At 42.4% G+C, this 26,170-nt stretch carries 27 protein-coding genes and 4 tRNA genes; 25 read left to right on the top strand and 6 right to left on the bottom strand.

Translation table 11 applies throughout. The features are described from left to right. Nucleotides 1–6: 6 nt before the first annotated feature. Nucleotides 7–492, bottom strand: a complete 486-nt coding sequence (locus GQS54_RS16675) for a peptidylprolyl isomerase (RefSeq protein ID WP_166425082.1) — start codon at nucleotides 490–492, stop codon at nucleotides 7–9. A gap of 67 nt (nucleotides 493–559) precedes the next feature. Further along, on the bottom strand, nucleotides 560–1,519 hold the full coding sequence (gene ygfZ, locus GQS54_RS16670) for a tRNA-modifying protein YgfZ (RefSeq protein WP_166425081.1): 960 nt from the start codon (nucleotides 1,517–1,519) through the stop codon (nucleotides 560–562). Nucleotides 1,520–1,687: 168 nt separating this feature from the next. Here ygfZ and GQS54_RS16665 point away from each other — a divergent pair, with 168 nt between their 5' ends. The 3 genes from GQS54_RS16665 (at nucleotide 1,688) to GQS54_RS16655 (ending at nucleotide 3,427) form a co-directional block, all read left to right on the top strand. After that, nucleotides 1,688–1,939 carry a succinate dehydrogenase assembly factor 2 gene (locus GQS54_RS16665; protein ID WP_166425080.1) on the top strand — a complete coding sequence of 84 codons (252 nt, stop codon included), beginning with the start codon at nucleotides 1,688–1,690 and terminating at the stop codon, nucleotides 1,937–1,939. Then, the gene (locus GQS54_RS16660) at nucleotides 1,926–2,381 is read left to right on the top strand and encodes a protein YgfX (protein WP_346766585.1); all 456 of its coding nucleotides are present in this window, start codon (nucleotides 1,926–1,928) and stop codon (nucleotides 2,379–2,381) included. Before GQS54_RS16665 ends, GQS54_RS16660 begins: the two co-directional genes overlap by 14 nt. A gap of 80 nt (nucleotides 2,382–2,461) precedes the next feature. Next, the gene (locus GQS54_RS16655) at nucleotides 2,462–3,427 is read left to right on the top strand and encodes a MaoC/PaaZ C-terminal domain-containing protein (RefSeq protein WP_166425079.1); all 966 of its coding nucleotides are present in this window, start codon (nucleotides 2,462–2,464) and stop codon (nucleotides 3,425–3,427) included. On the opposite strand, the gene nadB is transcribed toward GQS54_RS16655, so the two are convergent. Further along, entirely contained in the window at nucleotides 3,420–5,024 is a 1,605-nt protein-coding gene (gene nadB / locus GQS54_RS16650; protein WP_166425078.1) for an L-aspartate oxidase, read from the bottom strand. The genes GQS54_RS16655 and nadB overlap by 8 nt on opposite strands. A gap of 226 nt (nucleotides 5,025–5,250) precedes the next feature. On the opposite strand from nadB, the gene rpoE reads away from it, so the two are divergent. From rpoE to GQS54_RS16600, 10 genes are all read left to right on the top strand, one after another. After that, the gene (gene rpoE / locus GQS54_RS16645; protein ID WP_158770846.1) at nucleotides 5,251–5,829 is read left to right on the top strand and encodes an RNA polymerase sigma factor RpoE; all 579 of its coding nucleotides are present in this window, start codon (nucleotides 5,251–5,253) and stop codon (nucleotides 5,827–5,829) included. A gap of 126 nt (nucleotides 5,830–5,955) precedes the next feature. Next, nucleotides 5,956–6,552 (top strand): RseA family anti-sigma factor, encoded by a 597-nt coding sequence (locus GQS54_RS16640; RefSeq protein ID WP_166425077.1) that lies wholly within the window; start codon nucleotides 5,956–5,958, stop codon nucleotides 6,550–6,552. Beyond that, a complete protein-coding gene (locus GQS54_RS16635; RefSeq protein ID WP_205967804.1) occupies nucleotides 6,506–7,633 on the top strand; it encodes a MucB/RseB C-terminal domain-containing protein in 1,128 nt (375 codons plus the stop codon). The genes GQS54_RS16640 and GQS54_RS16635 overlap by 47 nt, the downstream gene beginning before the upstream one ends. Before the next feature lies 1 nt (nucleotide 7,634). Beyond that, nucleotides 7,635–8,132, top strand: coding sequence for a SoxR reducing system RseC family protein (locus GQS54_RS16630; protein WP_166425076.1), 498 nt, complete (start codon nucleotides 7,635–7,637; stop codon nucleotides 8,130–8,132). Nucleotides 8,133–8,321: 189 nt separating this feature from the next. After that, a complete protein-coding gene (gene lepA, locus GQS54_RS16625; RefSeq protein WP_166425075.1) occupies nucleotides 8,322–10,118 on the top strand; it encodes a translation elongation factor 4 in 1,797 nt (598 codons plus the stop codon). After that, nucleotides 10,119–11,024: a signal peptidase I gene (gene lepB, locus GQS54_RS16620; RefSeq protein ID WP_166425074.1), complete on the top strand. Its 906-nt coding sequence runs from the start codon at nucleotides 10,119–10,121 to the stop codon at nucleotides 11,022–11,024. Beyond that, complete coding sequence (gene rnc, locus GQS54_RS16615) at nucleotides 11,025–11,708, top strand: ribonuclease III (protein ID WP_166425073.1); 684 nt, start codon at nucleotides 11,025–11,027, stop codon at nucleotides 11,706–11,708. Next, the gene (gene era / locus GQS54_RS16610) at nucleotides 11,701–12,603 is read left to right on the top strand and encodes a GTPase Era (protein WP_166425072.1); all 903 of its coding nucleotides are present in this window, start codon (nucleotides 11,701–11,703) and stop codon (nucleotides 12,601–12,603) included. Before rnc ends, era begins: the two co-directional genes overlap by 8 nt. 65 nt (nucleotides 12,604–12,668) lie before the next feature. Further along, on the top strand, nucleotides 12,669–13,310 hold the full coding sequence (gene pdxH / locus GQS54_RS16605) for a pyridoxamine 5'-phosphate oxidase (protein WP_166425071.1): 642 nt from the start codon (nucleotides 12,669–12,671) through the stop codon (nucleotides 13,308–13,310). A gap of 12 nt (nucleotides 13,311–13,322) precedes the next feature. Then, nucleotides 13,323–14,105, top strand: coding sequence for a TatD family hydrolase (locus GQS54_RS16600; protein WP_166425070.1), 783 nt, complete (start codon nucleotides 13,323–13,325; stop codon nucleotides 14,103–14,105). On the opposite strand, the gene GQS54_RS16595 is transcribed toward GQS54_RS16600, so the two are convergent. Beyond that, a complete protein-coding gene (locus GQS54_RS16595; protein ID WP_240919978.1) occupies nucleotides 14,102–14,746 on the bottom strand; it encodes an AhpA/YtjB family protein in 645 nt (214 codons plus the stop codon). The genes GQS54_RS16600 and GQS54_RS16595 overlap by 4 nt on opposite strands. 231 nt (nucleotides 14,747–14,977) lie before the next feature. Here GQS54_RS16595 and GQS54_RS16590 point away from each other — a divergent pair, with 231 nt between their 5' ends. From GQS54_RS16590 to GQS54_RS16575, 4 genes are read left to right on the top strand one after another with little or no spacing between them, the layout of a single operon-like run. Continuing rightward, nucleotides 14,978–15,898 carry an ABC transporter ATP-binding protein gene (locus GQS54_RS16590; RefSeq protein WP_166425068.1) on the top strand — a complete coding sequence of 307 codons (921 nt, stop codon included), beginning with the start codon at nucleotides 14,978–14,980 and terminating at the stop codon, nucleotides 15,896–15,898. Between the two features lie 2 nt (nucleotides 15,899–15,900). Beyond that, complete coding sequence (locus tag GQS54_RS16585; RefSeq protein WP_166425067.1) at nucleotides 15,901–16,635, top strand: ABC transporter permease; 735 nt, start codon at nucleotides 15,901–15,903, stop codon at nucleotides 16,633–16,635. Nucleotides 16,636–16,637: 2 nt separating this feature from the next. Further along, nucleotides 16,638–18,518 carry a Gldg family protein gene (locus GQS54_RS16580; protein WP_166425066.1) on the top strand — a complete coding sequence of 627 codons (1,881 nt, stop codon included), beginning with the start codon at nucleotides 16,638–16,640 and terminating at the stop codon, nucleotides 18,516–18,518. Next, nucleotides 18,515–19,555: a DUF4340 domain-containing protein gene (locus tag GQS54_RS16575; RefSeq protein ID WP_166425065.1), complete on the top strand. Its 1,041-nt coding sequence runs from the start codon at nucleotides 18,515–18,517 to the stop codon at nucleotides 19,553–19,555. The genes GQS54_RS16580 and GQS54_RS16575 overlap by 4 nt, the downstream gene beginning before the upstream one ends. 12 nt (nucleotides 19,556–19,567) lie before the next feature. Here the strand turns inward: GQS54_RS16575 and GQS54_RS16570 are convergent, their stop codons facing one another. After that, the gene (locus GQS54_RS16570) at nucleotides 19,568–20,131 is read right to left on the bottom strand and encodes a DUF1415 domain-containing protein (RefSeq protein WP_166425064.1); all 564 of its coding nucleotides are present in this window, start codon (nucleotides 20,129–20,131) and stop codon (nucleotides 19,568–19,570) included. A 16-nt stretch (nucleotides 20,132–20,147) separates the two neighbouring features. Beyond that, on the bottom strand, nucleotides 20,148–21,005 hold the full coding sequence (folD, locus tag GQS54_RS16565) for a bifunctional methylenetetrahydrofolate dehydrogenase/methenyltetrahydrofolate cyclohydrolase FolD (RefSeq protein ID WP_166425063.1): 858 nt from the start codon (nucleotides 21,003–21,005) through the stop codon (nucleotides 20,148–20,150). A 167-nt stretch (nucleotides 21,006–21,172) separates the two neighbouring features. Between folD and GQS54_RS16560 the strand changes: the two genes are divergently transcribed. The 8 genes from GQS54_RS16560 (at nucleotide 21,173) to clpX (ending at nucleotide 26,113) form a co-directional block, all read left to right on the top strand. Continuing rightward, on the top strand, nucleotides 21,173–21,802 hold the full coding sequence (locus tag GQS54_RS16560) for a GNAT family N-acetyltransferase (RefSeq protein ID WP_166425062.1): 630 nt from the start codon (nucleotides 21,173–21,175) through the stop codon (nucleotides 21,800–21,802). Nucleotides 21,803–22,048: 246 nt separating this feature from the next. Beyond that, nucleotides 22,049–22,125, top strand: a tRNA-Pro gene (locus GQS54_RS16555). A gap of 28 nt (nucleotides 22,126–22,153) precedes the next feature. After that, nucleotides 22,154–22,230 (top strand) — tRNA-Arg (locus GQS54_RS16550). A gap of 28 nt (nucleotides 22,231–22,258) precedes the next feature. Further along, a tRNA-His gene (locus tag GQS54_RS16545) sits at nucleotides 22,259–22,334 on the top strand. Between the two features lie 3 nt (nucleotides 22,335–22,337). Further along, nucleotides 22,338–22,422, top strand: a tRNA-Leu gene (locus GQS54_RS16540). A 290-nt stretch (nucleotides 22,423–22,712) separates the two neighbouring features. Next, nucleotides 22,713–24,023, top strand: coding sequence for a trigger factor (gene tig / locus GQS54_RS16535; protein WP_166425061.1), 1,311 nt, complete (start codon nucleotides 22,713–22,715; stop codon nucleotides 24,021–24,023). Nucleotides 24,024–24,109: 86 nt separating this feature from the next. Beyond that, nucleotides 24,110–24,748 (top strand): ATP-dependent Clp endopeptidase proteolytic subunit ClpP, encoded by a 639-nt coding sequence (gene clpP, locus GQS54_RS16530; protein ID WP_166425060.1) that lies wholly within the window; start codon nucleotides 24,110–24,112, stop codon nucleotides 24,746–24,748. A gap of 87 nt (nucleotides 24,749–24,835) precedes the next feature. Then, on the top strand, nucleotides 24,836–26,113 hold the full coding sequence (clpX, locus tag GQS54_RS16525; protein WP_158770828.1) for an ATP-dependent protease ATP-binding subunit ClpX: 1,278 nt from the start codon (nucleotides 24,836–24,838) through the stop codon (nucleotides 26,111–26,113). Nucleotides 26,114–26,170 lie beyond the last annotated feature (57 nt).

The raw sequence follows: 26,170 nt of genomic DNA, 5'->3' as shown, positions 1-26,170 counted from the left end.
AAAGTGTTAATGGGTGTGACCACATCCTTCGCCTGAGTGAGGGTGACCGTGGGATATTTCTTCTTCTGTCGCTTCACGTACTTCTAATATTTCTACATCAAATGTTAATGTCAAACCTGATAAAGGGTGGTTACCATCAACCACAACGATCTCATCATCAACGTCTAGAATCATTACCGACTGCTCACCTTCATCAGTAGTTGCTCTAAAAGTCATGCCAGGCTCAATTTCCATACCTTCGAACATTGAGCGTGGTACCTCTTGTACCAATGTATCAAGGCGCTCTCCATATGCTTGCTCTGGTTCAACATCGATAATAAATTTCTCACCAACCTGTTTGCCTTCCAAGTGATCTTCTAATCCTTGGATTAGGTAGTGACTACCTTGCAAAAATACCATCGGCTCAGCTTCTTTTGACGAGTCAATTTGTGTGCCGTCAGGGGCACTTACGGTGAAATGCATGGTAACGACTGTATTGGTGGTTATATTCATAAGGTATCCATAATGATTGGTGGCGAGTACATGAAATACTCGCCGATTAAAATTTAGTATTGGCGCATTATTCTAATGAATATGGCAGTGATTGCACGGTAAAAACAGTTTCCGGTTGTTCTTTCAAGCGCATTGATGAGCCAATTTCTGTGTCGTTTGCCACTACCGCTAGTAACCACGTTTCTTTACTTAAGGTCGCTGCACGCAAAACAGTACCGCCCCTTCGCCAATTTTCGCCAGCAGGTGCTTCAAGGATCTCGCCAGGGGTAACATCCATACCGTGAGGTGCTTTAAGTATAAAAGCTGCACGCTTGTTCTTTCCCAAAAACTTAGTCCGTGCGACAACTTCTTGCCCCATGTAGCAACCTTTACTGAAGTTAATGCCATCAATCGCTTGAAGGTTCATCATCTGTGGCACAAATTCATTGCTGGTAGTGGTATTGAGTTGCGCTATCCCAGCTTGAATATCGAGTAATTCCCATAACACATTGCTTGATAAAGGTAAGTTTGGGTGCGCAGTGAGTTTCTCTTTCCCCTTTGCCGTTAGAACTAGCATAAACCTTGGCCCAGGGGAACTTAACGCCATGACCACACCGTTCTCATTACTAAACGTTTGTAGGTGTTCAAATGGTACATCGGCAAACAATTCACTGATAAGGGTTTCTAACTGGGGTCCTTGCCCACCAAAACATACCCACTGCTGAGTGTCTTGTGAAAAATCTACTTTAGCAAACACTCCGTATTTTTTAAGCTCAGGTAGTGATGTAGCAGCACTTTCTTTATTGCTGATTAACAACACTGAATCTTTATGTTCTAGGGCATAAAATATATTCCATGCTTTACCTTTGAAGTCACAGTGGCATCCTAGTAGGCCTTCGTGAGCAGTGAGCTTTGTCATATCAGCAGTCACTTGGCCTTGTAAGTACTTAATGCGCTCTTCGCCGGTTACGTTTAAGACGTTCAAGTCATCTAATCGGCAAATAAAATCAGCGGGGATATTATCCGCAGAATCGATAGGATTTATCACAAGTTCTCATCTCTTTTACAAAGCTTAATTGTTCAATAATATGTGGCTTAACTATTAATAAGCAAGGGTAATTATCAAGAAAACAATCGTACTATGCCCTCTACGTATAAGGTGTCTAGTGATAAATTTATGGTAAACTGATGATGAATTCTCATAATAGGACGATCCATGTTTACCAAACAAAGATATGCGCGCTTGAAATGGGCTTGTCGGCGCGGAATGTTAGAATTAGATGTTATCTTTATGCCATTCGTTGACGAAGGTTTTAATGACTTAACTGAAGCAGATAAAGTTATTTTTGAGAGTCTGCTAACCTCTGATGATCCAGACTTATACGCCTGGTTAATGGGGCATCAGCCCTGCGATAATGCTGATTATAAGCGCTTGATCGATCACATTCTTAGTCGTGTCAAAGTATAGAATTGAAATAAGCCCTTCGCGATTACAGAGCAAATTGTTCTGCGTTGCATATGGTGTCTTGGTTGCCAGTGTGTTCGTTTGGCAACCAAACGTTTTTGCCTATCAAAAATTTTTTCAAGGTATTACGATCCTGTTAATAACTATTTATTTTCTCAAGCTATGGCGCGAGCGAGAAAGTAAAGACATGATTGTGCAGGTTAGCTATTTAGGTGAATGGAATTATCTTGATCAGCGGCTTGACGCTAATTGGTCGATCGGTGAACAATCCAAAATGCTTAGTGGCTTGTTATTGATCCAGCTTATCCCTTTCTTGCAGAGCCATCAGTATAAGGCTGATTCATCGGCACGTTGGTGCTGGGTATTTCGAGATCGAGTCAGCGAACAAGATTATCGTCGCTTGTGCCGTTGTATTTTGGCCAGCCAGCAACGCAATAAAAATTAGAAACGAATGCAAAATTATAAATATCCAGTCATAAAGCACACGTTGCTTATGGTGCTAAATTGGCACATAGGTCGATTTTTATGACGTTATTGACCAAGTTGCCAAGCTCAGGACGTTTATTATTACAAGCTGCGTTCAAACGCGATGGTCGGGGACTTCTTGAGGCTAACATTGGCGCCCTTCCTACAACAATATTACGATACGCTGCGCCCCGCGTTGAAGAAAAAAAATTTAATCAGTTTCATCAAGTAACAAACTGGCAAGGGCAAGCCTTACACCCCTGTTACTTGCATGTAATGAGTTTTCCATTACACCTAATGCTAATGCTGCAAAAACAATTTCCTTTTGCTCTATTAGGAATCGTACATATAGCTAATGAAATTACGCAATATAGACCCCTATATGCCACTGATGCCTGTGTTTTTAGTTGTTATTTTAGGGATATAAAGTCTCACTCTAAAGGGATAGTGTTTTCAATCGTTACCGATATAAAGGTCAATGGTGAGCTGTGTTGGTCATCTGCGAGTACGAATTTATATCGTAGCGCTGCGTATTCGTATACTCAAGACAACAGCAGTGAAATAAAAAAGAGAAGTACTACGCATGATCAAGTGCAGATGGGGTTCAGTTTACAAAATGATTCATTAGGGCAACGAGTGCGTGACATAAAGCAAACTTGGGAATTAGGCACGGATTTAGGACGTCGGTATGCTCGGACCTCTGGGGACTATAATCCAATTCATTTATCCAAATTAAGTGCGCAATTATTTGGTTTTAAGCAGGCTATCGCCCATGGTATGTGGACAAAATCCCGTTGTATTTCTGCACTTGAGCAACTGACACCTGAGCTATTTACCAAAGGCTTCAGGACGCACGTACAGTTTATTAAACCGATATTACTACCAAATAGCGTGCGTTTTTCTGCATCACTGAGTGAAAACTTGGCGCTTGAAGAGAGAAGGGCAGATGAAGAAGCAGTTAATTTTTCTGTTGATAGCGAAAAAGGTGACACCCCCCACCTAAATGGGGAGTTGAAAGCTATTTAGTGATTTTCCCAGCAATAACGGATGGAGTCGGGTTCTCAACCAAGTCGGGATAATCTAGATTATAATGCAGGCCTCGACTCTCTTTACGTTGCTGGGCGCACTTAACGATCAGTTCTGCTACGGTTAACAAGTTTCGCAGTTCCAAAAGATTGTTACTGACTTTAAAATACGAGTAATACTCATCAACTTCTTGCTTTAATAATTCAATACGGTGTTGAGCCCGAGCCAAACGTTTGTTGGTGCGCACAATCCCGACATAATCCCACATGAAAAGGCGTAACTCATGCCAATTATGTTGGATAATTACTTCTTCATCTGAATCTCCGACTTGAGATTCATCCCAAGGCTGAATTTCTTCACTCGAGTCTTTTTCAGCAAGACGTTGAATAATATTTTCAGCTGCCGAATGAGCAAATACAATGCATTCAAGCAGCGAGTTGCTGGCCATGCGGTTTGCACCATGTAGGCCGGTGTAAGCAACCTCGCCCAACGCGTATAAATTGTTTAGATCGGTTTTTGCGTTAAAATCAGTGACTACACCACCACAGCTATAATGCGCTGCGGGCACAACTGGAATTGGTTGACGTGTAATGTCTATACCCAAAGCACGACATTTACGATAGATATTAGGAAAATGCTTTTTAATGAAGTCAGCAGGTTTGTGGCTGATGTCTAAATACATACAGTCGGCGCCAAGGCGTTTCATCTCGAAGTCGATGGCCCGAGCAACAATATCTCTGGGGGCCAAATCACCACGTTCATCAAACTTTTGCATAAAAGGGGTGCCATCGGCATGGCATAAAAATGCGCCTTCGCCTCGCAGCGCCTCACTTATAAGGAAATTACGCGCTTCAGGGTGAAACAAACACGTTGGATGAAATTGATTAAATTCCATATTTGCCACGCTGCAACCTGCGCGCCACGCCATTGCGATACCATCGCCACTGGATACATCGGGATTTGATGTGTACTGATAGACTTTACTCGCACCGCCAGTCGCTAAAGCCGTAAATTTACTGCGTATAACCTCGACATGTTCTTGTTTACGATTCCACACATAAGCGCCTAGCAATTGATTAGGTGACGCTTTACTTTTAATTAGATCGACTGCGTTATAACGCTCAAAAATGTGAATATTTGGGTGTTGCTTTACGGCTTCAATAAGTGTTACCTGAACGGCTTCACCCGTCGCATCGGCAGCGTGCAATATGCGCCTGTGACTGTGGCCACCTTCTCTGGTTAAGTGATAGCGCTGCTCACCGCCAGCACTATCGGCCATTTGATCGAACGGCATGCCGAAGTCTATCAGCCATTGCATGCAAGCTTTAGCGCGAGAAGCAGTAAAGTGTACAACTTGCTCATCACATAAACCTGCGCCAGCCATAAGCGTATCTTTAACGTGGGATTCAATCGAGTCGTCTTCATCAAAAACGGCCGCTATACCACCTTGCGCGTAACGGGTTGATCCTTCGGCTAAACTACTTTTACTTAATACGATAATCTGGCAATGCTCGGCAAGTTTCAACGCTAGGCTAAGGCCCGCAGCGCCGCTGCCTATAATTAGTACGTCACAACGATGTTCAACAGTGGAGTGCATAGGGTAAACTACACCAATAATGCTAATAGAGTGCAGCAATACTAATTAATGTTGTAAGAAATACAATGATATTAATGGCAAGATGCACCGCTTAGCGGTATTTAGGGAAATATTTCGAATTTATTTTGAAAAAAATTCTTACAAAACGAACTTATTGCAAATGGCATGGTCAATTATAGTGCTTGCATGAGCCAGAATAGTATTTGTATCAGGAGTATTGGCTCGAATGAGCGAGCAGTTAACAGATCAGCAAATTGTTGAAAAAGTGCAACGCGGAGATAAAGACGCATTTGGTTTGTTGGTCGTTAAGTACCAACACAAAGTGGCTTATTTAGTATCACGATATGTGAAGAATTCCGGTGACGTTGCTGACGTAGCACAAGAAGCATTTATTAAAGCTTACCGTGCATTACCTAATTTTAGGGGCGATAGTGCTTTTTACACATGGTTATATCGTATAGCCGTAAATAGCGCTAAAAACTATTTAGTCTCGCAAGGCAGAAAGCCCCCAGCGAGCGACGTAGATGCAGAAGATGCGGATTTTTATGATGGCAGTGATGCCCTGAAAGAAAATAATTCGCCAGAAAAGAATTTAATGTCGGTTCAAATGGAAAAATTACTGTTTGATACGATGGATAAGTTACCCGAAGATTTACGTATGGCAATTAGCCTACGAGAGTTAGAAGGGTTAAGTTACGAAGAAATTGCCAACGTGATGGATTGTCCAGTTGGGACTGTTCGTTCACGTATATTCAGAGCTCGAGAAGCATTGGATAAGGTCATTCAGCCTTTGTTGCAACGCTAGCAAAGGCTATAGCGGTAACGCATCGTCAAAATTTTAACGATGACGTTGCAGTTACCACAGTAATTTGAGATAGATTTTTATTTCAAGTGACAGTTTATTTAAGCGTATATTCAGGAAGCTTGTTATATGACGCAAAAGATTGAAAATTTATCTGCTCTAGTTGATGGTGAACTACACGATGAACAGCTATTAGATGCAATAAAGAGTGATGCTGAACTGGCTGACAAATGGCAAAGTTATCACCTGATCCGTGATGGGCTTCGCAAAGAGATGGCAGCGCAAATTAACTTCGATATTGCTGCAAACGTAGCTGCGGCATTAGTGTCTGAACCAGCGATTCTCGCTCCGAAAAAATCATGGCGCGATCTACCATTGATTAGTTCTGTGGTACCCTTTGCCAAGCAAGGTGGGCAAATGGCTGTTGCGGCTTCAGTAGCGGTGGCGATGATCATTGGTGTGCAGCAATTTAATCAACCTGAAGTTGAGCAACCGTTTAATTCAGCTCCAGCGTTATTAGGTATACAAGGTGGGTTATCACCCGTTAGCTTAGAGCAAACGCGTACACTACCAAGAGCTGATGCATCTGAACAACGTAGAGTCATTAACGCCTATTTAAACGACCATAAGCAGCAATTACGTTTTAAAGCCGCACCGGATGAATCTGAAGTAGAGTTATATGACACTGAACAGTCAAGCAACGTTGAAAACATACCGCAAAGATAGATCCTCTAAATTCATTAGGCAGATTTCGCTTGTCTGCCTAACGTTTTTATCCTTCTCTAGTATTGGGCAATCTGACGATATCGCTCAAGCTGATATAAACGCTCAAGCTGATAATGATGTCCACGAGAGTATTTCTGTTAGTACACCGCCGGATTCATATACTCAGCAGATTAAAGCTTTTCCTTCCGACAGTGCTCACGGTTGGCTTGAAAAAATGGCTTATGCGCACCGCAATTTAAATTACAGTATTTCATTTGTATTACTTAAACCCGGCGTGGACTCTCAACCATACCTATGGCGTCATGGCGTCAGTGAGCAGGGTGTCAAAATGGAACAGCTTAACTTGCTTAACGGGCCGGGTAGAGAAGTGGTACGTATTGGCAATAAAGTCAGCTACTTTGAACCTAACGTTCCTCCCTATAGTTTGCAATCGAACGTTATTAATGGTCCTTTTCCCAGCGAGTTTTTTCAACAGCCTGATGAAATCAAAGCAAGTTATGATTTTGTCATGGTAGGGCGCAGCCGCGTATCAGGTAGAGCGGCGCAACAAATTCGCGTTGTTAGCAAAGACAAATCACGTTTTGGTATGAATGTTTGGCTTGATCAAGAAACAGGTTTAATGCTTAAAATGAACCTTGTGGATTTGAATGGACAGTTACTCGAACAAATTCAGGTGACCGCGTGTCATGTGACAGAACAACCAGATGATTTTTTTGAGAAAATTGAACCTGCGATGTTACCTGAAGTGCTAGAACTAAGGCCTCAAGCGCATACTAAAGCTATATGGGATATCGCATACATGCCAGTGGGTATGGTTGAAGTTAAACGTGATATTCATCGTCTGCCCATTACTGGCTTATCGGTTGAGTACGTTATGCTAAGTGATGGTTTAGTTGATGTGTCTATCTATATGCGAGAAAGCCAAAACGACGGTATTAATCAAGATATCCTTTTACGTCATGAGTCTGACACCTTGTTAACCCTTAATAAGGGTAAACTCAATGTCACCGTGGTGGGTAAGCTTCCTCCTGAAACAGCCAATCATATAGCAAATTCAATTCACCTAGCGACAACACCTTAGTATGATTGAAGAAGTAGGGACAGTTGTTGAAGTTCGAAATAACCAAGGCCAGCAATACATTAAAATTGCCACGCAAGTGAAGTCTACTTGTGGCAGCTGTCACGCCAAAGATAATTGCGGTACGGGGGTCATTGCTCGCGCGCTTGCAAATAAACGAGATGCGTTGTGGTTACCTTGCCAAGAAAGTGTATCTATTGGTCAGGACGTAAAGCTAGGTATTCCTGAAGCCATGTTATTGAGTGCTTCACTACTTGTTTATATGTTGCCGCTTTTAACTATGATAACAGCGGCTGTGGTAAGTTCTTTATTACTCGCCAATTTTTCAATTCACAGTGAAGGTTGGGTTATATTGTGTTCACTCTTGGCGGCGATAGCTAGCTTCTTAGGTGTAAAACGTTATATCGCTCAACATAGTAAAAGTCGATTCGAGCCTCACTTATTAGCCGTTTTACCTACCTTGAAAACTCAGGTAGATTGCATTGATGTGACGAACATCTAGGGTTAAATCATATTTCGTGCATTAATTATGCATATCTTCTGAGTTCTTTATCGCAAATTGGCTGATAAAATTGTAAAATCCGCGTCTAATTAATTTTATTTGTTCCCCTAATTTCCTTGAGCACATATCTGCTGCTTGCAAAATTACGCTTAGGGCAGGCAAAACGTACTAGGTACATTTCAAAAGTCTATGCAACACAAGCACATACGTAACTTCTCTATCATCGCCCACATTGACCACGGTAAATCGACACTTTCAGATCGGTTAATCCAACACTGTGGTGGTTTAACAGAACGAGAAATGTCAGCTCAGGTTCTCGATTCAATGGATATTGAACGCGAGCGCGGCATTACTATCAAAGCGCAGAGTGTGACGCTCAATTATAAAGCAAAAGACGGTGAGACCTATCAACTTAACTTTATCGATACGCCTGGGCATGTGGACTTTTCTTATGAAGTATCTCGTTCATTAGCTGCTTGCGAAGGCGCACTTTTGGTAGTTGATGCAGGCCAAGGCGTTGAAGCTCAGACCTTAGCAAACTGCTATACAGCCATAGATTTAAATATGGAGGTGGTGCCGATTTTGAATAAAATCGATTTACCTCAAGCTGAACCAGACCGTGTAGCTGAAGAAATCGAAGATATAGTCGGGATTGACGCTCTAGACGCAGTGCGTTGTTCCGCAAAAACGGGTGTGGGTATCGAAGATGTACTTGAAGTCATCGTACGCCAAATTCCGCCTCCTGAAGGTGACATCGATGCGCCACTCAAAGCTCTAATTGTTGATTCGTGGTTTGATAACTATCAAGGTGTTGTGTCGTTGGTGCGTATTGTTCAAGGTGAACTGCGTAAAAACGACAAGATTAAAATTATGTCGACGGGTGTAGTTCATCAAGCTGACAAAGTGGGGATTTTCACTCCCAAAGCAACAGACACAGGGTGTTTACGTGCCGGTGAAGTTGGCTTTATTGTTGCGGGTATTAAGGAAATTCACGGCGCGCCAGTAGGTGATACTATTACGCTAGCGCGCAATCCAGCGGATAAAGCCTTACCTGGCTTCAAGAAAGTTCAACCACAGGTTTACGCGGGGCTTTTCCCTATCAGTTCGGATGACTACGAAGATTTTCGTGATGCACTCGCTAAACTTAGTTTAAATGATGCGTCGTTGTTCTATGAACCAGAAAGTTCTTCTGCACTTGGTTTTGGTTTCCGTATTGGATTCTTAGGCATGTTGCATATGGAAATTATTCAAGAACGGTTAGAGCGCGAATACGATTTAGACCTGATTACCACCGCACCCACCGTGGTATACGAAGTGATCACCACTGACGGAGAAACTTTGTATGTGGATAATCCATCTAAATTGCCTGCGGTAAATGCAATTGAAGAAATTCATGAGCCTATCGTAGAAGCGCATATTCTTGTGCCACAAGAATATCTAGGCAGTGTTATTACCTTATGTGTCGACAAGCGTGGCGTACAGACAAGTATGACTTACCACGGTAAGCAAGTAGCGGTGACCTATGAATTGCCTATGGCTGAAGTAGTTATGGACTTTTTCGATAGGTTGAAATCAACAAGCCGTGGTTTTGCATCACTTGATTACAATTTCAAACACTTCCAAACAGCAGAAATGTCTAGACTCGATATTCTGATCAACGGTGAACGTGTGGATGCACTTGCGATGATTACCCACAAAGACAACGCACAATCTCGTGGTCGAGAGTTAGTAGAAAAGTTACGTGAGTTAATTCCTCGACAAATGTTCGATATCGCTATTCAAGCTGCTATCGGTAACCAAATAGTGGCCCGAAGCACGATTAAGCAATTGCGTAAAAACGTGATAGCTAAGTGTTATGGCGGTGATGTAAGTCGTAAGAAGAAGCTTCTCCAAAAGCAAAAAGATGGTAAGAAGCGCATGAAGTCAGTCGGTAACGTTGAGCTTCCTCAAGAAGCGTTCCTTGCATTACTCAAGGTAGGTAAGTAAATGGCAAACTATTTTTCATTGTTCTTAGTGGTTCTGACAGTTGCGTCAGGACTTATTTGGTTAGCTGACTCGCTAATGTTTGCTCCAAAACGAAAAGAGCGAACAGTGGTTGCCGAAGATGGCTCCAATGTAACAGGTGACCCACAAGAACAGACGTTGCCATGGTTAGTGGATACCGCGCAGCAAATATTTCCCGTTATTGCATTCGTTTTAGTCTTGCGCTCATTCTTATACGAACCTTTTCAAATTCCTTCAGGCTCAATGATGCCTACTCTTTTGGTTGGAGATTTTATCTTAGTTGAAAAGTATGCATATGGTGTAAAAGACCCCGTTTTTAGAAGTAAATTTTGGGATACTGGTGTGCCAGAACGTGGCGATGTCGCGGTTTTTAAATACCCTAAAAATCCTAGCCAAGATTATATTAAGCGTGTTATTGGCCTGCCGGGTGATACCGTTATATATCGTAACAAGCAATTATTTATTAAGCCTGCTTGTGATACCAGTCAAAACTGTCCGGCTATCGAACCGGTAGAACTTAACTTTATCGACCGCGGCGAAGCGTACCAAAACTTTGTTCCTCTTGAGAAGTATCAGGAGAAACTAGGGGAGGTTACCCATAACATTTTCCGCTTACCGAATAATTTAAATCGCACGCAAGATTACTATCAACAGCCCGGTACACAAGCCGACGAGTGGATCGTGCCTGAAGGTCAGTACTTTATGATGGGCGATAACCGAGATAACAGTTTAGATGGTCGTTTTTGGGGTTTTGTACCTGACGATAATTTGGTCGGTAAGGCTGTGGCTATTTGGATCAGCTTCGAATTTGATCGTGCCCCCAGCAGTTGGGTACCAGGCTGGATCCCAACTGATGTTCGGTTTAATCGAGTCGGTAGCATTATTTAGATGCAGTTGATTGATCCTTACAAGCCCTTATATACCAAACTTGGCTACACCTTTGCCGATAGGCAAAACTTAACGATTGCGCTTACGCACAGAAGTGTGGGTTCAAACCATAATGAGCGTCTCGAATTTTTAGGGGATGCTGTGCTCGGTTTAGTTATCGCAAAAGCACTTTTTGAACGATTCCCTAAGCAGCCGGAAGGCAATTTAACGCGTATGCGCTCAAGTTTGGTTAAGGGCGACACCCTTGCTGAAGTGGCAAGAGAGTTTGCGTTAGGTGATTTATTGCTACTCGGTCCGGGTGAGCTTAAAAGTGGTGGTCATCGACGGGATTCGATTCTTGCTGATGCTGTTGAAGCTATTATCGGCGCAATTTATCAGGAAGTCGGTATGCAAGGCTGTGAACCACTTATTTTAGCGTGGTTTGCGAAACGTATTAATGCGTTAAACCCTGATGAGACCCCTAAAGACCATAAAACGCGTCTTCAAGAATATTTACAAGGTCGACAACTTCCCTTACCGGATTATGAAGTGACCGACATTAGCGGCAAGTCCCACGATCAGACCTTTACTGTGCAATGTACAGTTGCGGGGCTTAATAAGCCCGTTGTCGGCCGTGGAAAAAGTAGACGCCGAGCTGAACAGCTCACGGCAAAGCAAGCACTCGAGAATTTAAAAAATGTCTGATATCACTTATTGTGGAATGATTGCCATCGTTGGCCGTCCTAATGTAGGGAAATCCACCCTACTCAATGCGCTACTTGGGCAAAAAGTGAGTATCACCTCGCGTAAACCGCAAACCACTCGTCATCGCATTATGGGTATCGACACCCACGAAAATCGTCAAGCAGTATACGTTGATACCCCAGGTTTACACATTGAAGAAAAACGCGCTATTAACCGTTTCATGAATCGCGCTGCTTCTAGCTCGATTGCTGATGTTGGCTTGGTTTTATTTGTCGTTGAAGGTACCCGTTGGACCGATGACGACCAAATGGTGTTAACGAAAATCAAGCAGAGTAACGTTGACTGCTGGTTGATTGTGAACAAGTCAGACAATGTGAAAGATAAAGAAATCTTGTTGCCCCATTTAAAGTGGCTAGGTGAGCAACATGCATTTAATAAAATAATGCCTATCTCTGCAAAAAATGGCAAAAACGTTACCCAATTACGGGATATGGTGAATGAAGTCTTACCAGAGAGTGAGTTCTACTTTCCAGAAGATTATATTACCGATCGTTCTAGCCGTTTTATGGCTGCCGAAATTATTCGCGAAAAATTAATGCGCTTTACCGGTGATGAGTTGCCATATTCCGTGACTGTTGAAATCGAACAATTTATGTTGGCAGATAACGGTGTGTATCGCATCAATGGCTTAATTTTAGTGGAGCGCGATAGCCAAAAAAGTATGGTGATAGGCAAGGGGGGGCAACGCCTGAAGACTATTGGTGCTGAAGCGCGAAAAGATATGGAACATTTGTTTGATACTAAGGTCTTTTTAGAGCTATGGGTTAAGGTTAAATCTGGCTGGGCTGACGATGAACGTGCATTGCGCAGTTTAGGATACGGTCAAGACACCTAATTTAAACGGAAATTGCTTGCGTCGTCATATTGATCAATCGTTATCTGTTTTTGAAGGAGTAAATTATGCAGCCTTTGAGTCAAATCAGGCGTGAGTATAGCCAAGGTCGTCTTACTGAAGATACCTTATTGCAAGACCCTTTTGCACAGTTTGCTTTATGGATGGACGACGCTGTTAAAGCTGATTTACCTGATCCTACTGCTATGGTTATCGCGACTGTTGATAGTCGCGGACATCCGTCTCAGCGTATCGTGCTTTTAAAAGGGGTAGTAGATAACTGCTTCGTCTTTTATACCAACCTTGGTAGCCGTAAGGGGCGAGAATTAGCAGAAAACCCAAATATATCGTTGCATTTCCCTTGGCATCCTCTTGAAAGACAAGTTTTGGTGCGAGGTTATGCTTCATTGATAAGCAGAGAAGATGTGCAGCGTTATTTTTCGTCAAGGCCACTGTCAAGCCAGTTAGCAGCATGGACCTCAAAACAGAGCGAGCCTATAGAAAGTCGTGATGCTTTACTGGCACGATTTGAAGCAACCAAAATGAAATTTGCGGATAATGATATTCCTGCGCCAGAGTTTTGGGGAGGCTTTAAAGTAGAACCGCAGAATATTGAGTTTTGGCAAGGGGGCGAGCATCGCCTGCATGACCGTTTTGCTTTTAGTCGTAACGAAAGCAAAGATTGGTCTATCCAACGATTAATGCCTTAGTCGCTCTACATTGTGATTGATAGCCACTGCCACTTAGATTTTTCCGCCTTTGATTGTGACCGAGCAGAGGTACTAGCTAAGTGTGAAGAGCTTGGGGTAAGGCAGATAGTGATCCCCGGCACCCAAGCTAACACGTGGAAACGTTTAATTGCATTATGCGGCCAATATAAACAACTAAAATTTGCCTTAGGTATTCACCCGTATTTTCTGCAAGACTTCAATGACTCTCACTTATGTCTACTTGACGAGAACTTAAGAGACCAGCATGGTGTCGTTGTGGCGGTAGGAGAAATAGGCTTGGATTACAGCCTAACAATCTGTGCTGATATTCAAGAGTTCGCCTTTCGCGAGCAACTAGTCATCGCTCAAAAGCATCAACTCCCAGTGATTATTCATCACCGACGCTCCCACAATGCGTTAATTCGCATGTTAAAGCAGCAAAAATTTAGTAACGCAGGCATTGTTCATGCCTTCTCCGGCAGCTTATATGAAGCTGAGACTTATATTGGGCTAGGTTTTAAGTTAGGGGTTGGCGGCACGATTACTTATCCTCGTGCACAAAAGACACGCAAAGTGCTAAGCCAAGTTCCACTTTCGAGCTTAGTATTGGAAACCGATGCCCCAGACATGCCAATTATCAACAAGCAAGGTGAGCGCAACACCCCAAGTTATTTGCCGTTAATTTTGCAAGAATTGCAGTTGCTTCGCCCTGAATGTGCCGAAGAAATACAGCTGGCCTGTTTGCGGAACACGTTAGACATACTACCAAATATATTAAGTTCGAGGGGTCGTTAACGTTTGGCCGTTTCATTCTTTTGCGCGTTGATAGGTTTGTCACGCGAGTGTATGTAGTGGCGATAGCGTATTTTGTAGAAAATTCTAGTCAACAATAAAGCGGCTAATGCTGCTAATAATGCCAATACTTGGGTTTGTTTACGTAATTGAGCTTGATAAGCGCTGTGCAGGGCCATAACACTCTTCTCATTGAGTAATAGACGCACATAGCCGTATATTTGATTATTAACTCGAATATCTTGCACGAACACCAGTGGAACTGGATGCTGGGCGTTATGATATTGTTCGACAATCGTCGCCAACGTGCCCTGTTGATCCAGTTGTTGACCGTACTGATCATAAACAGCCGCGCCTTCAACATGCGGATCATTAAGCATTATATCGAGGACTTGGGTAATACGTAGTTCATCTTTATCTATTATGGGTTGCGCGAGAATTTTACTGGCAATTAAGCTAAGACTATTGCCCAATTGAGCACTTTGTTTGTTTCGCCAATTCTTTGCTGTATCGTTATCCACAAACCAAAGGTTCACAAACAACAACACCATTACAATCACGATGATGAGGTTTAAAATACGTTTAAATATTGAGTAGCGACTATGTATATGTAAGTCGACTGTATGTAATAGGGATTTTGCCATGCTCATAGCGCAAGACAATAAGGTAACAGGGCAGTTTTGCCAAGAAATTTCGTTCAGCTATAAGCAAAAAGCGTATGTTCTGGCAAAATAGTCCTATACCTTAATTGATGTAAGTAAGGTTATGCTTATATATACAGCATTGATTGCTATTTCACTTGCGCTAAGGCGTTGAAACCGACCCTATAACGCTATATCTTTAGCACGCGATCTTTCTGTCATAATAGGAACACTATGATATCTGTTAAAAACCTGTCGAAATTGTTTGGCCATTTCTCCGCTGTCGAAGATTTGAGCTTCGATATCAAGCCGGGCGACATTGTCGGTTTTTTAGGCCCAAATGGTGCCGGTAAATCTACCACGATGAAAATGCTAACCGGTTTTTTACAGCCCACTAGTGGCACGATTGATATTTTTGATTTATCAATGGCACGCCATGCTAAAACTATTCAGCAGCGCATTGGCTATTTACCTGAAGGCGCCCCAGCTTACGGTGATATGACAACCTATCAATTTCTTAAATTCATCGCTGAAGTTAGAGGGTTTAAAGGCAAAGAAAAAGAACGTCGTATAAACGAAGTAGTAGAGAAAATTGAACTTCAAGAAGTGATGAATCGACCTATCGAGAATCTATCGAAAGGATTTAAACGACGTGTTGGTCTTGCGCAAGCTTTGATCCACGATCCTGATATCCTAATCCTCGATGAACCAACCGATGGTTTAGATCCTAATCAAAAACACCAAGTGCGTGAGTTGATAACACAATTAGCAAAAGACAAAATTGTTATTATTTCTACGCATATATTGGAAGAAGTCACTGCTGTATGTAATCGAGTCATGATCATAGCTAAGGGCAAATTACTTTTTAATGATACCCCTTTAAGTTTACAAAAACGATCTCGGTACTATCAGGCTGTTACCATTCATCTTAGCTACCTTGCTGATATTTCTGGTTTAGCTGAGTTAGAAGGCGTCGCGGAAATGGAGGTGGAGCAAAAAACGGGGCACGTTACCTTATTTCCAGAGCCCGGAAAACATATATTGCATGAAGTCACTGCCCATGTGCAGCGTGCAAAATTACCAGTCGATACTTTGTTTATTGAACAAGGGCGTTTAGATCAAGTCTTCAGAGAATTAACAACAGAGGTAGCATAGCTGTGGCACACATATTTATCTTGTTTAAGCGCGAGTTTGCAGGTTACTTTGCCTCACCTGTGGCGTACGTATTTATCGGCATTTTTCTTGTTCTTTCCGCGGTATTCGCATTTTTTATTGGAGGATTTTTCGAACGAGGGCAAGCAGATCTGCTGGCATTCTTTAATTTTCACCCTTGGCTGTATTTATTTTTGGTTCCAGCGATTGCCATGCGCAGCTGGGCAGAGGAAAGAAAAAGCGGCAATATCGAATTACTAATGACTCTTCCTGTTAGTACATGGCAAGCGACGTTAGGTAAATTTCTTGCTGCATGGAGTGTATTAGGTTTGGCATTGTTGTTGACGTTTCCTATTTGGCTGACAGTGAATTATCTGGGTAAACCAGATAATGGAATTATTGTTGCTGCATATTTAGGTAGTTGGCTGATGGCCGGTGCTTTTCTCGCGATCGGGATGTGCATGTCTGCGTTATCAAAGAATCAAATTATCGCGTTTATTCTTGCGATTGTAGTGTGCTTTCTTTTTGTGGTCAGTGGCAGCTCAATCGTGCTGGACTCATTCAAAGGTTGGGCTCCTTCATTATTACTCGATACGGTAGCATCCTTTAGTTTTCTGACGCATTTTGAAGCAATGGCTAAAGGCGTAATAGCGTTAAATGACGTCGGATATTTTATCTTAGTCACCATGGCTTGGTTATATGCGGGTTTACTCATTATTGAACAAAAGAAGGCTGATTAACCATGAGTAATAGATTAACAACCTGGTTAAGTATGCTGTTTATTGGCATATTATTTTGTGCATTAGTCCTACTCAATAATCAATTGCTTAGTAACTATCGCGTCGATTTAACGGAAGATAATGTGTATTCGCTTTCCCAGGGTAGCCAACAAATATTGACTGAAATTGATGAACCACTGAATTTGTATTTTTTCTTTTCTGACAAAGCATCAAAGAATATGATCACGTTGCGTAATTACGCAATGCGCGTTCAAAGTCTGCTTGAAGAATACGCTGGCAGGTCAAACGGCAAAATTAAATTGCATATTCTAGACCCCGAGGCCTTTTCGGAAAAAGAAGACAGGGCGGATCAATTCGGTTTAACCGCAGCTAACATTGGCACCGCAGGTGAAGCCGTTTACTTAGGACTCGGCGCTACTAATGCGCTGGATGATCAGCAAGTTATTGCTTTTTTCGATCCACAGCAAGAGCGCTTTTTAGAGTATGAAATCAGTAAACTGATTTACCAACTGGTTAACCCTAAACAAGTAAAAGTCACTTTGCTGACTGATTTACCGGTAGGGGGTGGACAAAATCCGATGACTGGTGGGTTCGATCAACCTTGGACGTTCTATACTCAATTACAGCAACTTTACGTGGTCGAGAAAATTGGCAGTGATGCGTCAGAATTACCTAAAGGGACAGATGTATTAATAGTTGCCCACCCTAAGACCCTAAGTGATGAATTATTGTACGCCATTGATCAATACACCATGGATGGCGGTCGGGCATTGATTTTTATTGATCCTCACAATGAGTCAGATCAGATGAGTATGTTGACGGGGGCATCTATGGGCGCTAATGGCTCAAATTTATCCCGTTTGTTTGATACTTGGGGCGTAAATTTCAATGAGCAACAAGTATTGTTAGATGCGTTGGCTGGATTAGATGTAAGAACACAAACAGGGGATGTGACGCGGCATTTTGGTTTTGTGGGTTACGGTGCTAATGAATTAAATGATAAAGATGTGACGACCTCCAGTTTGGATTTAATTAATGGCGCCTCTTTTGGTGTCTTTAGTAAAGAACGCAACTCTTCATTAAGCTGGTCTACGCTACTTCACTCCACGAAAAATTCTGACCTTATCGATAGTGCGCTATATGCGCAAACACGTGATCCACAGGCATTGAGTCAGGAATATGAAAGTGATAACAAGGAATATATTTTAGCGACTAGATTGACTGGCAGCGTTAAGTCAGCTTTTGAGTATGCGCCAGAAGGAATTGACGAACAGGAGCACTTGAGACAGACACGAGATTTTAATGTGATCTTAGTAGGTGACACCGATTTACTATCAGATCGTTTCTGGGTTCAACAATCATCGTTTTTTGGCGAGACAATTACGACACCTTTTGCGAATAATGGCGACTTTGTAACGAATGTTGTTGAAAACCTTGCTGGTAGCAATGCGCTGATCAGCATCCGCAGTAGAGGGACCTTTGCTCGTCCATTTGATAAGGTCGATCAGTTAAAGCTCGTTGCAGAGCAAAAATTCCGAGACCAGGAAAAAATATTACAACAACAACTTGATGAAACTGAATCGCAATTAGCGCAGCTACAAGAGCAACAAGGCGAAGGCGGCGCGTTGGTTATTTCTGCTCAACAACAACAAGCAATTGATGATTTTATGAAGCAAAAAATTGAGATCCGTAAATCTTTGCGAGATGTTCGTCATCAACTTGATAAAGACATAGAGAAATTAGGGAACCTGATTAAGTTTGGCAATATTGTTGTCGCGCCTTTGATTTTGGTCTTATTCCTTATGTTAGGCCGTCGCTTACTTCGTAGCCGCTATAAGCCAACTGTGCATGCACCCGTAAACCCCAAGGAGGGACAATCATGAGTCGTTCATTACTAATACTGGTGATAGCAGCGATACTAGCCTGTGGCGCAGGATATTGGCTATTGCAGGAAACGGGACCTTCTCAAAATGAATCACAGTTGGCGTTACCCTCGTTGGCTGAACACGCGACAGATGTTGACAGAATAACGTTGACCAATGCTAACGGGATTCTACTTAACGCCCGGCGAGAGAATGATCGTTGGCAAACAGATGTTTATACCGACAGTAGTGAATTGGTAGGGCGTTTTCCTGTTGACCACGAAAAATTAGCTTCCTTGCTTCAAGCGCTCGCGCAAGCTGAATTAGTCGAGCCTAAAACGTTAAAAGAAAGTAATTATCACCACTTAGGTTTACAGGATATTTCAGCTAACGATAGTTTGGCTACGTTAGTGACATTAGCGAGCAAAGGTAAAACTTGGCAAGTCTTAGTGGGAAATAACGCTACAATCGGTAATGATCGTTATCTGCGCATTCCTAATCAAGCACAAGCGTGGTTGAGCAATAGTGCGATTAATCTGCCGCTGACGAATAGTGAGTGGTTACAACAACCTATTTTGCCGTTTGATGAATCTGATTTTTCTAGTATCGCGCGAGCAGATGGTGCGTCTTGGCAAATACTTAGAGCGAGCGCGGACGAATCTTTTGTTCTTAAAGACCAGCTTCCAACGCAAGCCCTTAAATACGGTGGAGTATTGGATGCGGTTGCACTGAATTTAGCGGGGATCCACTTTGAACAGCTATTACCCACGACGTCTCTCGACTGGGAAAGTTTAACACCTATGGTGACACTTGACGTTAATACCGCTTACGGTCATGCATTTCGTGTCGAGATTGCGCAGCAGCAAGATAGCGCCTTTTTACGCATCGCCAATGCAACGCCCAGTGATTATTGGGCTGATTGGATTTATCAAATTCCAAAATTTAATGCTGAGCAACTTAATAAAAATATTGATGATTTCTTAGCGATTGAAGCGCAAAAAGAAGCCAAGGAACCAATCCCATCATACCCAATTGACGAAGGCGAGTCCCCTCAATAGCGAGGATTAACATTAGATTTTTGCGCTTCTTAATTTGTGCATAGTACGCAGCCAATAGGCTTGGCCTAATTGCTCGGCCTTGGTGATATTACGCTGGGGAATATTTTCAGGATCGGGATAGGTACGAAGGACTCTGTCTAGGCTACTTTCTCGTAATATATGTAAAATTGGCAATGGCGATCTGTTTGTATAATTCGACAGATCGTCATGTGAATCACCTTCAAAGCAATAATCAGGATGAAAACTAGCTAACTGAAATTTGCCACCGTAACCGCCTCTATCAATCAATGCTTGGGCCATTGAGACTAAATCAAGATATTCATCAAAATCACTAAACCCATGATTGAAAATAAGTAAGCTGGTCTCAATCTGATTATTCTGCTCTAGGTTTTGTAATTCAATTAAAAATTGATTGGTCGCGTCATCTAAGGTTATGCCCTCACAAACAGCATAGGTGATACTGTCTCGTTCGAATTCGCGTTTTGCAAAAGGGCAAAAATTGTGTCCGATGATAATGTCACTCAGCCATGTGCGGATGGACTGAATGACATCATTATGTCGAGTAGATATTTTCACAATAAATTGGCAAGCCTTAACGGGAGTGATACTTGACGTAAGCTTCTAGGGTATTTTCAATTAGGCTGGCTACTGTCATGGGGCCTACGCCTCCTGGGACTGGGGTTATCCAACCGGCGCGCTGTTCTGCCGTGGCATAATCTACATCGCCCACTAATTTTCCGTCTGTTTGACGGTTAATGCCTACATCGATCACAATCGCTCCAGGTTTGATCCATTCTCCTGGAATAAATGCGGAGATTCCTACCGCGACAACAAGTAGGTCTGCTCGCCTTACATGAGACTCTAAATCTTTAGTGAATTTATGACAGCTAGTGACGGTACAACCCGCCAGTAGTAATTCCATAAACATCGGACGTCCAACGATATTGGAAGCCCCGACTATGACCGCATCTAAGCCTTTGATAGGGCGTTTAGTCGATTCTATTAATGTCATTATCCCTTTCGGTGTACAAGGGCGCAGAGCAGGTATCCGTTGCGCTAAACGGCCGATGTTATAAGGATGAAAACCATCAACATCTTTATGCGGCAAAATACGTTCTAATACCTGTTCACTGTCTAAACCTGCGGGCAAGGGTAATTGCACCAGAATACCGTCAATTGTTTGATCCGCATTGAGCTTATCGATTAGCTCCAGTAAGTCTCGCTCTGACGTTGTAGAAGGCAAGTCATAGGATTTTGATACAAAACCCACTTCTTCACAGGCTTTACGTTTATTGGCCACATAAACGTGCGAAGCTGCATCACTGCCTACCAAAATTACCGCTAAGCCAGGGGGCCGTTTGCCCGAGGAAACAATAGATTCAACATGTGAAGCAACGTGCTGACGCACTTGTTGGGCGATTAATTTACCATCGATTTTTTGAGCAGGCATATAAACAATTAACTGAAGGAATAGGGAAGTCTATTGTCACATATCGCGCCAGTTTCAACAATCCACCCTCGGTTTATTTGTAAATAGTATCGAATCTTCTTGCCCTGATGATGCAACTAAACAAATATACGCTTCTATAGTTTGTATCCCATATTGAGGTGTGTAGTTTGGAATTATCCCCTGTTGAAATATTTGGTTATTGTGCATCTGCAGTAATAGCCTATTCGTTAACGCGTAGCTCTATCGTTAGATTGCGTTGGTTTAATTTAGCCGGCGCTTCGTCTTTTTGTTTGTACGGTATTATTATTCAAGCCTATCCCGTCGCCATACTAAATGGCTTTGTCACTCTAACGAATTTGTTTTTCCTACGTAGATTGCTTTTTGATGTTGAGCGCAATTTTTCTGTATTGGCAGTTAGTCGCCCTTCGAATTACGTAGATTTCTTTTTGGAATATCATCAACACGAGATTAAACATTTATTTCCCCGTTTTATGAAAGTGTCGGCGGACACGACGCGAGAATATTTCTTTTTAACTGAACGCACGGAAGTTGTTGGGATGTTATCTGGTTATCCGCAACCCAATGGGGACTTTCTAGTTGATTTTGATTTTGTTATACCGGCCTACCGTGATTGTCATCTTGGTCAATATGTCCTTGGCAAGGGGCAACAACTGTCAAAACAGTTTGGTTTTCAAAATATAATTGCATTAGCGGACAGTTATGAGCACGAAAATTATCTTCACCGCATTGGATTTAGCCCCAAAAAGAATGGTCGATGGACTTTCGATGGGGAATAATTGCGTTATTTAATTATTTGTCGCTCATGATTAGCTAAATGATGACAGCATCTGTGAAGGTATTTATTTAAGAAACAATAAACAAAATGTATGTTTTGTGCACATTTTGTTGCTTTCCTATTCAAATTGCTAAAAAAAACAGCAGTCAGTCATTTTCTTTTAAAAAAGTGTTTGACGGCAGAAATACATCTGTTTACTATGCGCTCCCCGTTGAGAGACAGAGAATAACTCTTCGGGTTGTTAAGTCGGTGAGTAGCGCAGCTTGGTAGCGCACTTGGTTTGGGTCCAAGGGGTCGCAGGTTCGAATCCTGTCTCACCGACCATTTCTCTAAATTGTAAAAGATTCGTAGAGCGCCCGTAGCTCAGCTGGATAGAGCACCCGCCTTCTAAGCGGGTGGTCGCAGGTTCGAGTCCTGCCGGGCGCACCATGTGAACCTGGCAACAATTATCGCTTTGGTGGGCGTAGCTCAGTTGGTAGAGTCCCGGATTGTGATTCCGGTTGTCGTGGGTTCGAGCCCCATCGTCCACCCCACTTGCGGAAGTGGTGAAATTGGTATACACGCTGGATTTAGGTTCCAGTGCCTCACGGCGTGAGAGTTCAAGTCTCTCCTTCCGCACCATCTTTTTTGTTACATCCTCTAGTAATATCTTTTCTTAACTCCATCATAAGTAATCCTTTTAGCTTGTTTAAAGCAAACTATTTCGCATTTCAGCTCGACTTAAAGTCGCTGTGTAGCTATACTGCTGCGTCTTTTTTATCCGGCTAGACGTGATAGGCGAGCGAACAAAAAAGTTTAACTCGTGAATAGGGCAGGGTGGATTAAGTTTACCTTAGTCATATCCCACAGATAAAAAAACCCATCAAATATTTTTATAAATGCGCAGTCGAGCGCAAAGTTGAGGTAGAAGAATGCAAGTTTCCGTTGAGACGACTCAAGGTTTAGAACGCCGTCTTACCATCACTGTTCCTGCTGAATTGATTGATTCAGAGGTTAAGTCTCGCTTACAACAGTTAGGTAAGACCCAACGTATTAATGGTTTTCGTCCAGGCAAAGTACCCGTTAGCGTAATTAAGAAACGTTATGGTCAAGCCGTGCGTCAAGAAATTGCTGGCGAAGCTATGCAGCGCAACTTCTATGAAGCTATTGTGCAAGAAAAAATCACCCCAGCAGGCATGCCTAACTTCGAAATGAAAACTGACGTGGACGGACAAGATTTAGAGTTCGTTGCGGCGTTTGAAGTGTATCCTGAAGTTGAAGTGAAAGATGTTGAAAAAATTGAAGTAGAGAAGCCAGTGGTAGAAATTACCGATGCTGATCTCGAAACTATGATGGAAACATTACGCAAGCAGCACGCTACGTGGAAAGAAGTTAAACGTAAGTCGAAGAAAGACGACCGTGTAACAGTTGATTTCATAGGTACTATCGACGGTGAAGAGTTTGAAGGCGGAAAAGCTGAAAACTTTGAGCTAGAAATGGGTAAAGATCGCATGATCCCAGGCTTTGAAAAGCCAATCGTTGGTGCCAAAGCCGGTGATGAAGTGGTTGCTGATGTAACGTTCCCAGAAGATTACCATGCTGAAGCCCTTAAGGGTAAAGCTGCTCAATTTAAAATTACCGTCAATAAAGTCGAAGGGTTAGACCTTCCAACCGTTGACGAAGAGTTTGCTAAATTGTTCGGTGTTGACGATGGCAATGTTGAGTCACTTCAAGCTGAAGTGCGTAAGAATATGCAACGTGAGCTTGAGCAAACGTTGAAAGCTAATGTGAAAGAGCAAGTGATTGAAGGTTTGTTAGCAAACAACGTAATCGACTTGCCTAAAGCATTAGTTGATCAAGAAATTAACGCCCTTCGTGAGCAAGCGAAGCAACGTTTCAGTCAGCAACAAGGCGGCAATGTTGATAATCTTCCTGAGTTACCAGCTGACTTGTTCCAAGAGAATGCACGTAAGCGTGTCTCTATTGGTTTGTTGCTTGGTGAAGTGATTAAGACTGAAGCGTTAAAAGTTGATACCGCTAAGGTTGATGCATTGATCGAAACAGCTGCGTCTGCGTATGAAGATCCTCAAGAAGTGATTGAGTACTACAAAACTAACGACGAGTTAATGCAGCAAATGCAGAACGTCGCGTTAGAAGAGCAAGCTGTTGAAGTACTTCTAAGCAAAGCAAATGTGAAAGAAGTAAACAAAGCTTTTGATGAGATAATGAATAAACAGGCGTAAATTGCCTTTTGTTAATTGACTTATCTAGTCTGCAACTGCTTAAATGCTCGGTAAATACCGAGCATTTTTATTTGTGAAGAAAATATATGATGAATACACCGTTTGATCCTACAAATGCATTAGTACCTATGGTGGTTGAACAAACTGCTAAAGGTGAGCGCTCTTATGATATTTATTCACGCTTACTGAAAGAGAACGTCATTTTCATGGTTGGCCAAGTTGAAGACCACATGGCCAACCTTATTGTTGCCCAGATGTTATTTTTAGAAGCTGAGAATCCAGAAAAGGATATTTTCCTTTACATCAATTCTCCTGGCGGCTCCGTAACAGCTGGCATGGCTATTTATGATACCATGAACTTTATTAAACCTGATGTTAGCACTGTGTGCATTGGCCAGGCCGCAAGTATGGGCGCATTTTTGTTGTCTGGCGGGACTAAAGGTAAACGTTACTGTCTACCTAATGCACGCGTCATGATTCACCAGCCATTGGGCGGGTTTCAAGGCCAAGCGTCAGATTTTGAAATACATGCAAAAGAAATTCTGTCCATTAAAGAGAAGATGAATCGTTTAATGGCGGCTCACACCGGACAAGATTACGAAAAAGTGTCACGAGACACTGACAGAGACAATTTCTTGGGTGCTCAAGAGTCCGTAGACTATGGTTTAGTTGATCAAGTGTTAACGAGCCGTCCGGACGCTAGCAATAGTGCTACGAAGAAGTAACCAGTTATTGTTGATTTTGTTTAGTGCGTTTGTGCTTTGAATTGGCATCAAAGCGCACTAAGTCAACCAAAAGAGAAGAGATAATAGATGAGTGATAAGCAAAGCGGAGATGGCGATAACAAGCTACTTTATTGTTCTTTCTGTGGAAAAAGCCAGCATGAAGTAAGAAAGCTTATTGCCGGTCCATCAGTTTTTGTATGCGATGAATGCGTCGAATTATGTAATGACATTATTCGCGAAGAAATTAAAGAAATCGCACCTAAACAGAAACAAGATGAACTTCCCACGCCGAAAGAAATTCACAGTCATCTCGATGATTATGTCATTGGTCAAGAACACGCCAAAAAGGTGCTATCTGTAGCGGTGTATAACCACTACAAGCGCCTACGCAATGGTGATGTTCATGATGGCGTGGAACTTGGCAAAAGTAACATCTTGCTTATGGGCCCTACTGGTAGTGGTAAAACGCTGCTGGCAGAAACCTTGGCGCGTTTACTCGATGTTCCGTTTACCATGGCTGATGCTACGACGCTTACCGAAGCGGGTTATGTAGGAGAAGATGTCGAGAATATCATCCAAAAGCTATTGCAGAAATGCGATTACGATGTCGAAAAAGCTCAGCGCGGTATCGTTTATATAGATGAGATTGATAAAATTTCTCGTAAGTCAGACAACCCTTCTATTACCCGTGATGTTTCCGGTGAAGGTGTTCAACAAGCGCTGCTTAAACTGATTGAAGGTACGGTTGCATCGGTCCCACCTCAGGGCGGTCGTAAGCATCCTCAACAAGAATTTTTGCAGGTCGATACATCCAAAATTCTATTTATTTGTGGTGGTGCGTTTGCAGGACTTGATAAAGTCATTGATCAACGTGCGCATACAGGAACGGGTATCGGTTTTGGTACGGCGATTAAAGATGTCAACAATAAAGCCAAAGAAGGTGATTTGTTGAAAATGGTCGAGCCTGAAGATTTGGTTAAATATGGTTTGATTCCAGAATTTATTGGGCGTTTACCTGTTTTGACTAGTTTAGAAGAGTTGAGTGAAGACGCGCTGATCCAAATTTTGCGTGAACCGAAAAACTCCTTAACGAAGCAATATGCTGCATTGTTTGCTCTTGAAGGTACAGAATTGGAATTCAGAGAAGACGCCCTGCAAGCTATTGCTAAAAAGGCTATGTCTCGTAAGACTGGTGCACGCGGACTACGCTCAATCGTTGAAGCTGTTTTACTCGATACTATGTACGAGCTGCCGTCGATGTCTAATGTCAGTAAAGTGGTGGTTGATGAAACGGTTATCCGTGGAGAGTCAAAACCTATCTTGATATACGATAGCGCTGCGGATAAGAAGTCTATCTCCGAATAGAACATTATTTAAAATTGAAAAGGCTCTTAGGAGCCTTTTTTTATAAGACTTTTTTGA

The sequence above is a fragment of the Paraglaciecola sp. 20A4 genome, assembly GCF_011378905.1.
Classification (GTDB): Bacteria; Pseudomonadota; Gammaproteobacteria; order Enterobacterales; family Alteromonadaceae; genus Paraglaciecola.
This window is presented reverse-complemented; position numbering and strand designations above follow the sequence as displayed.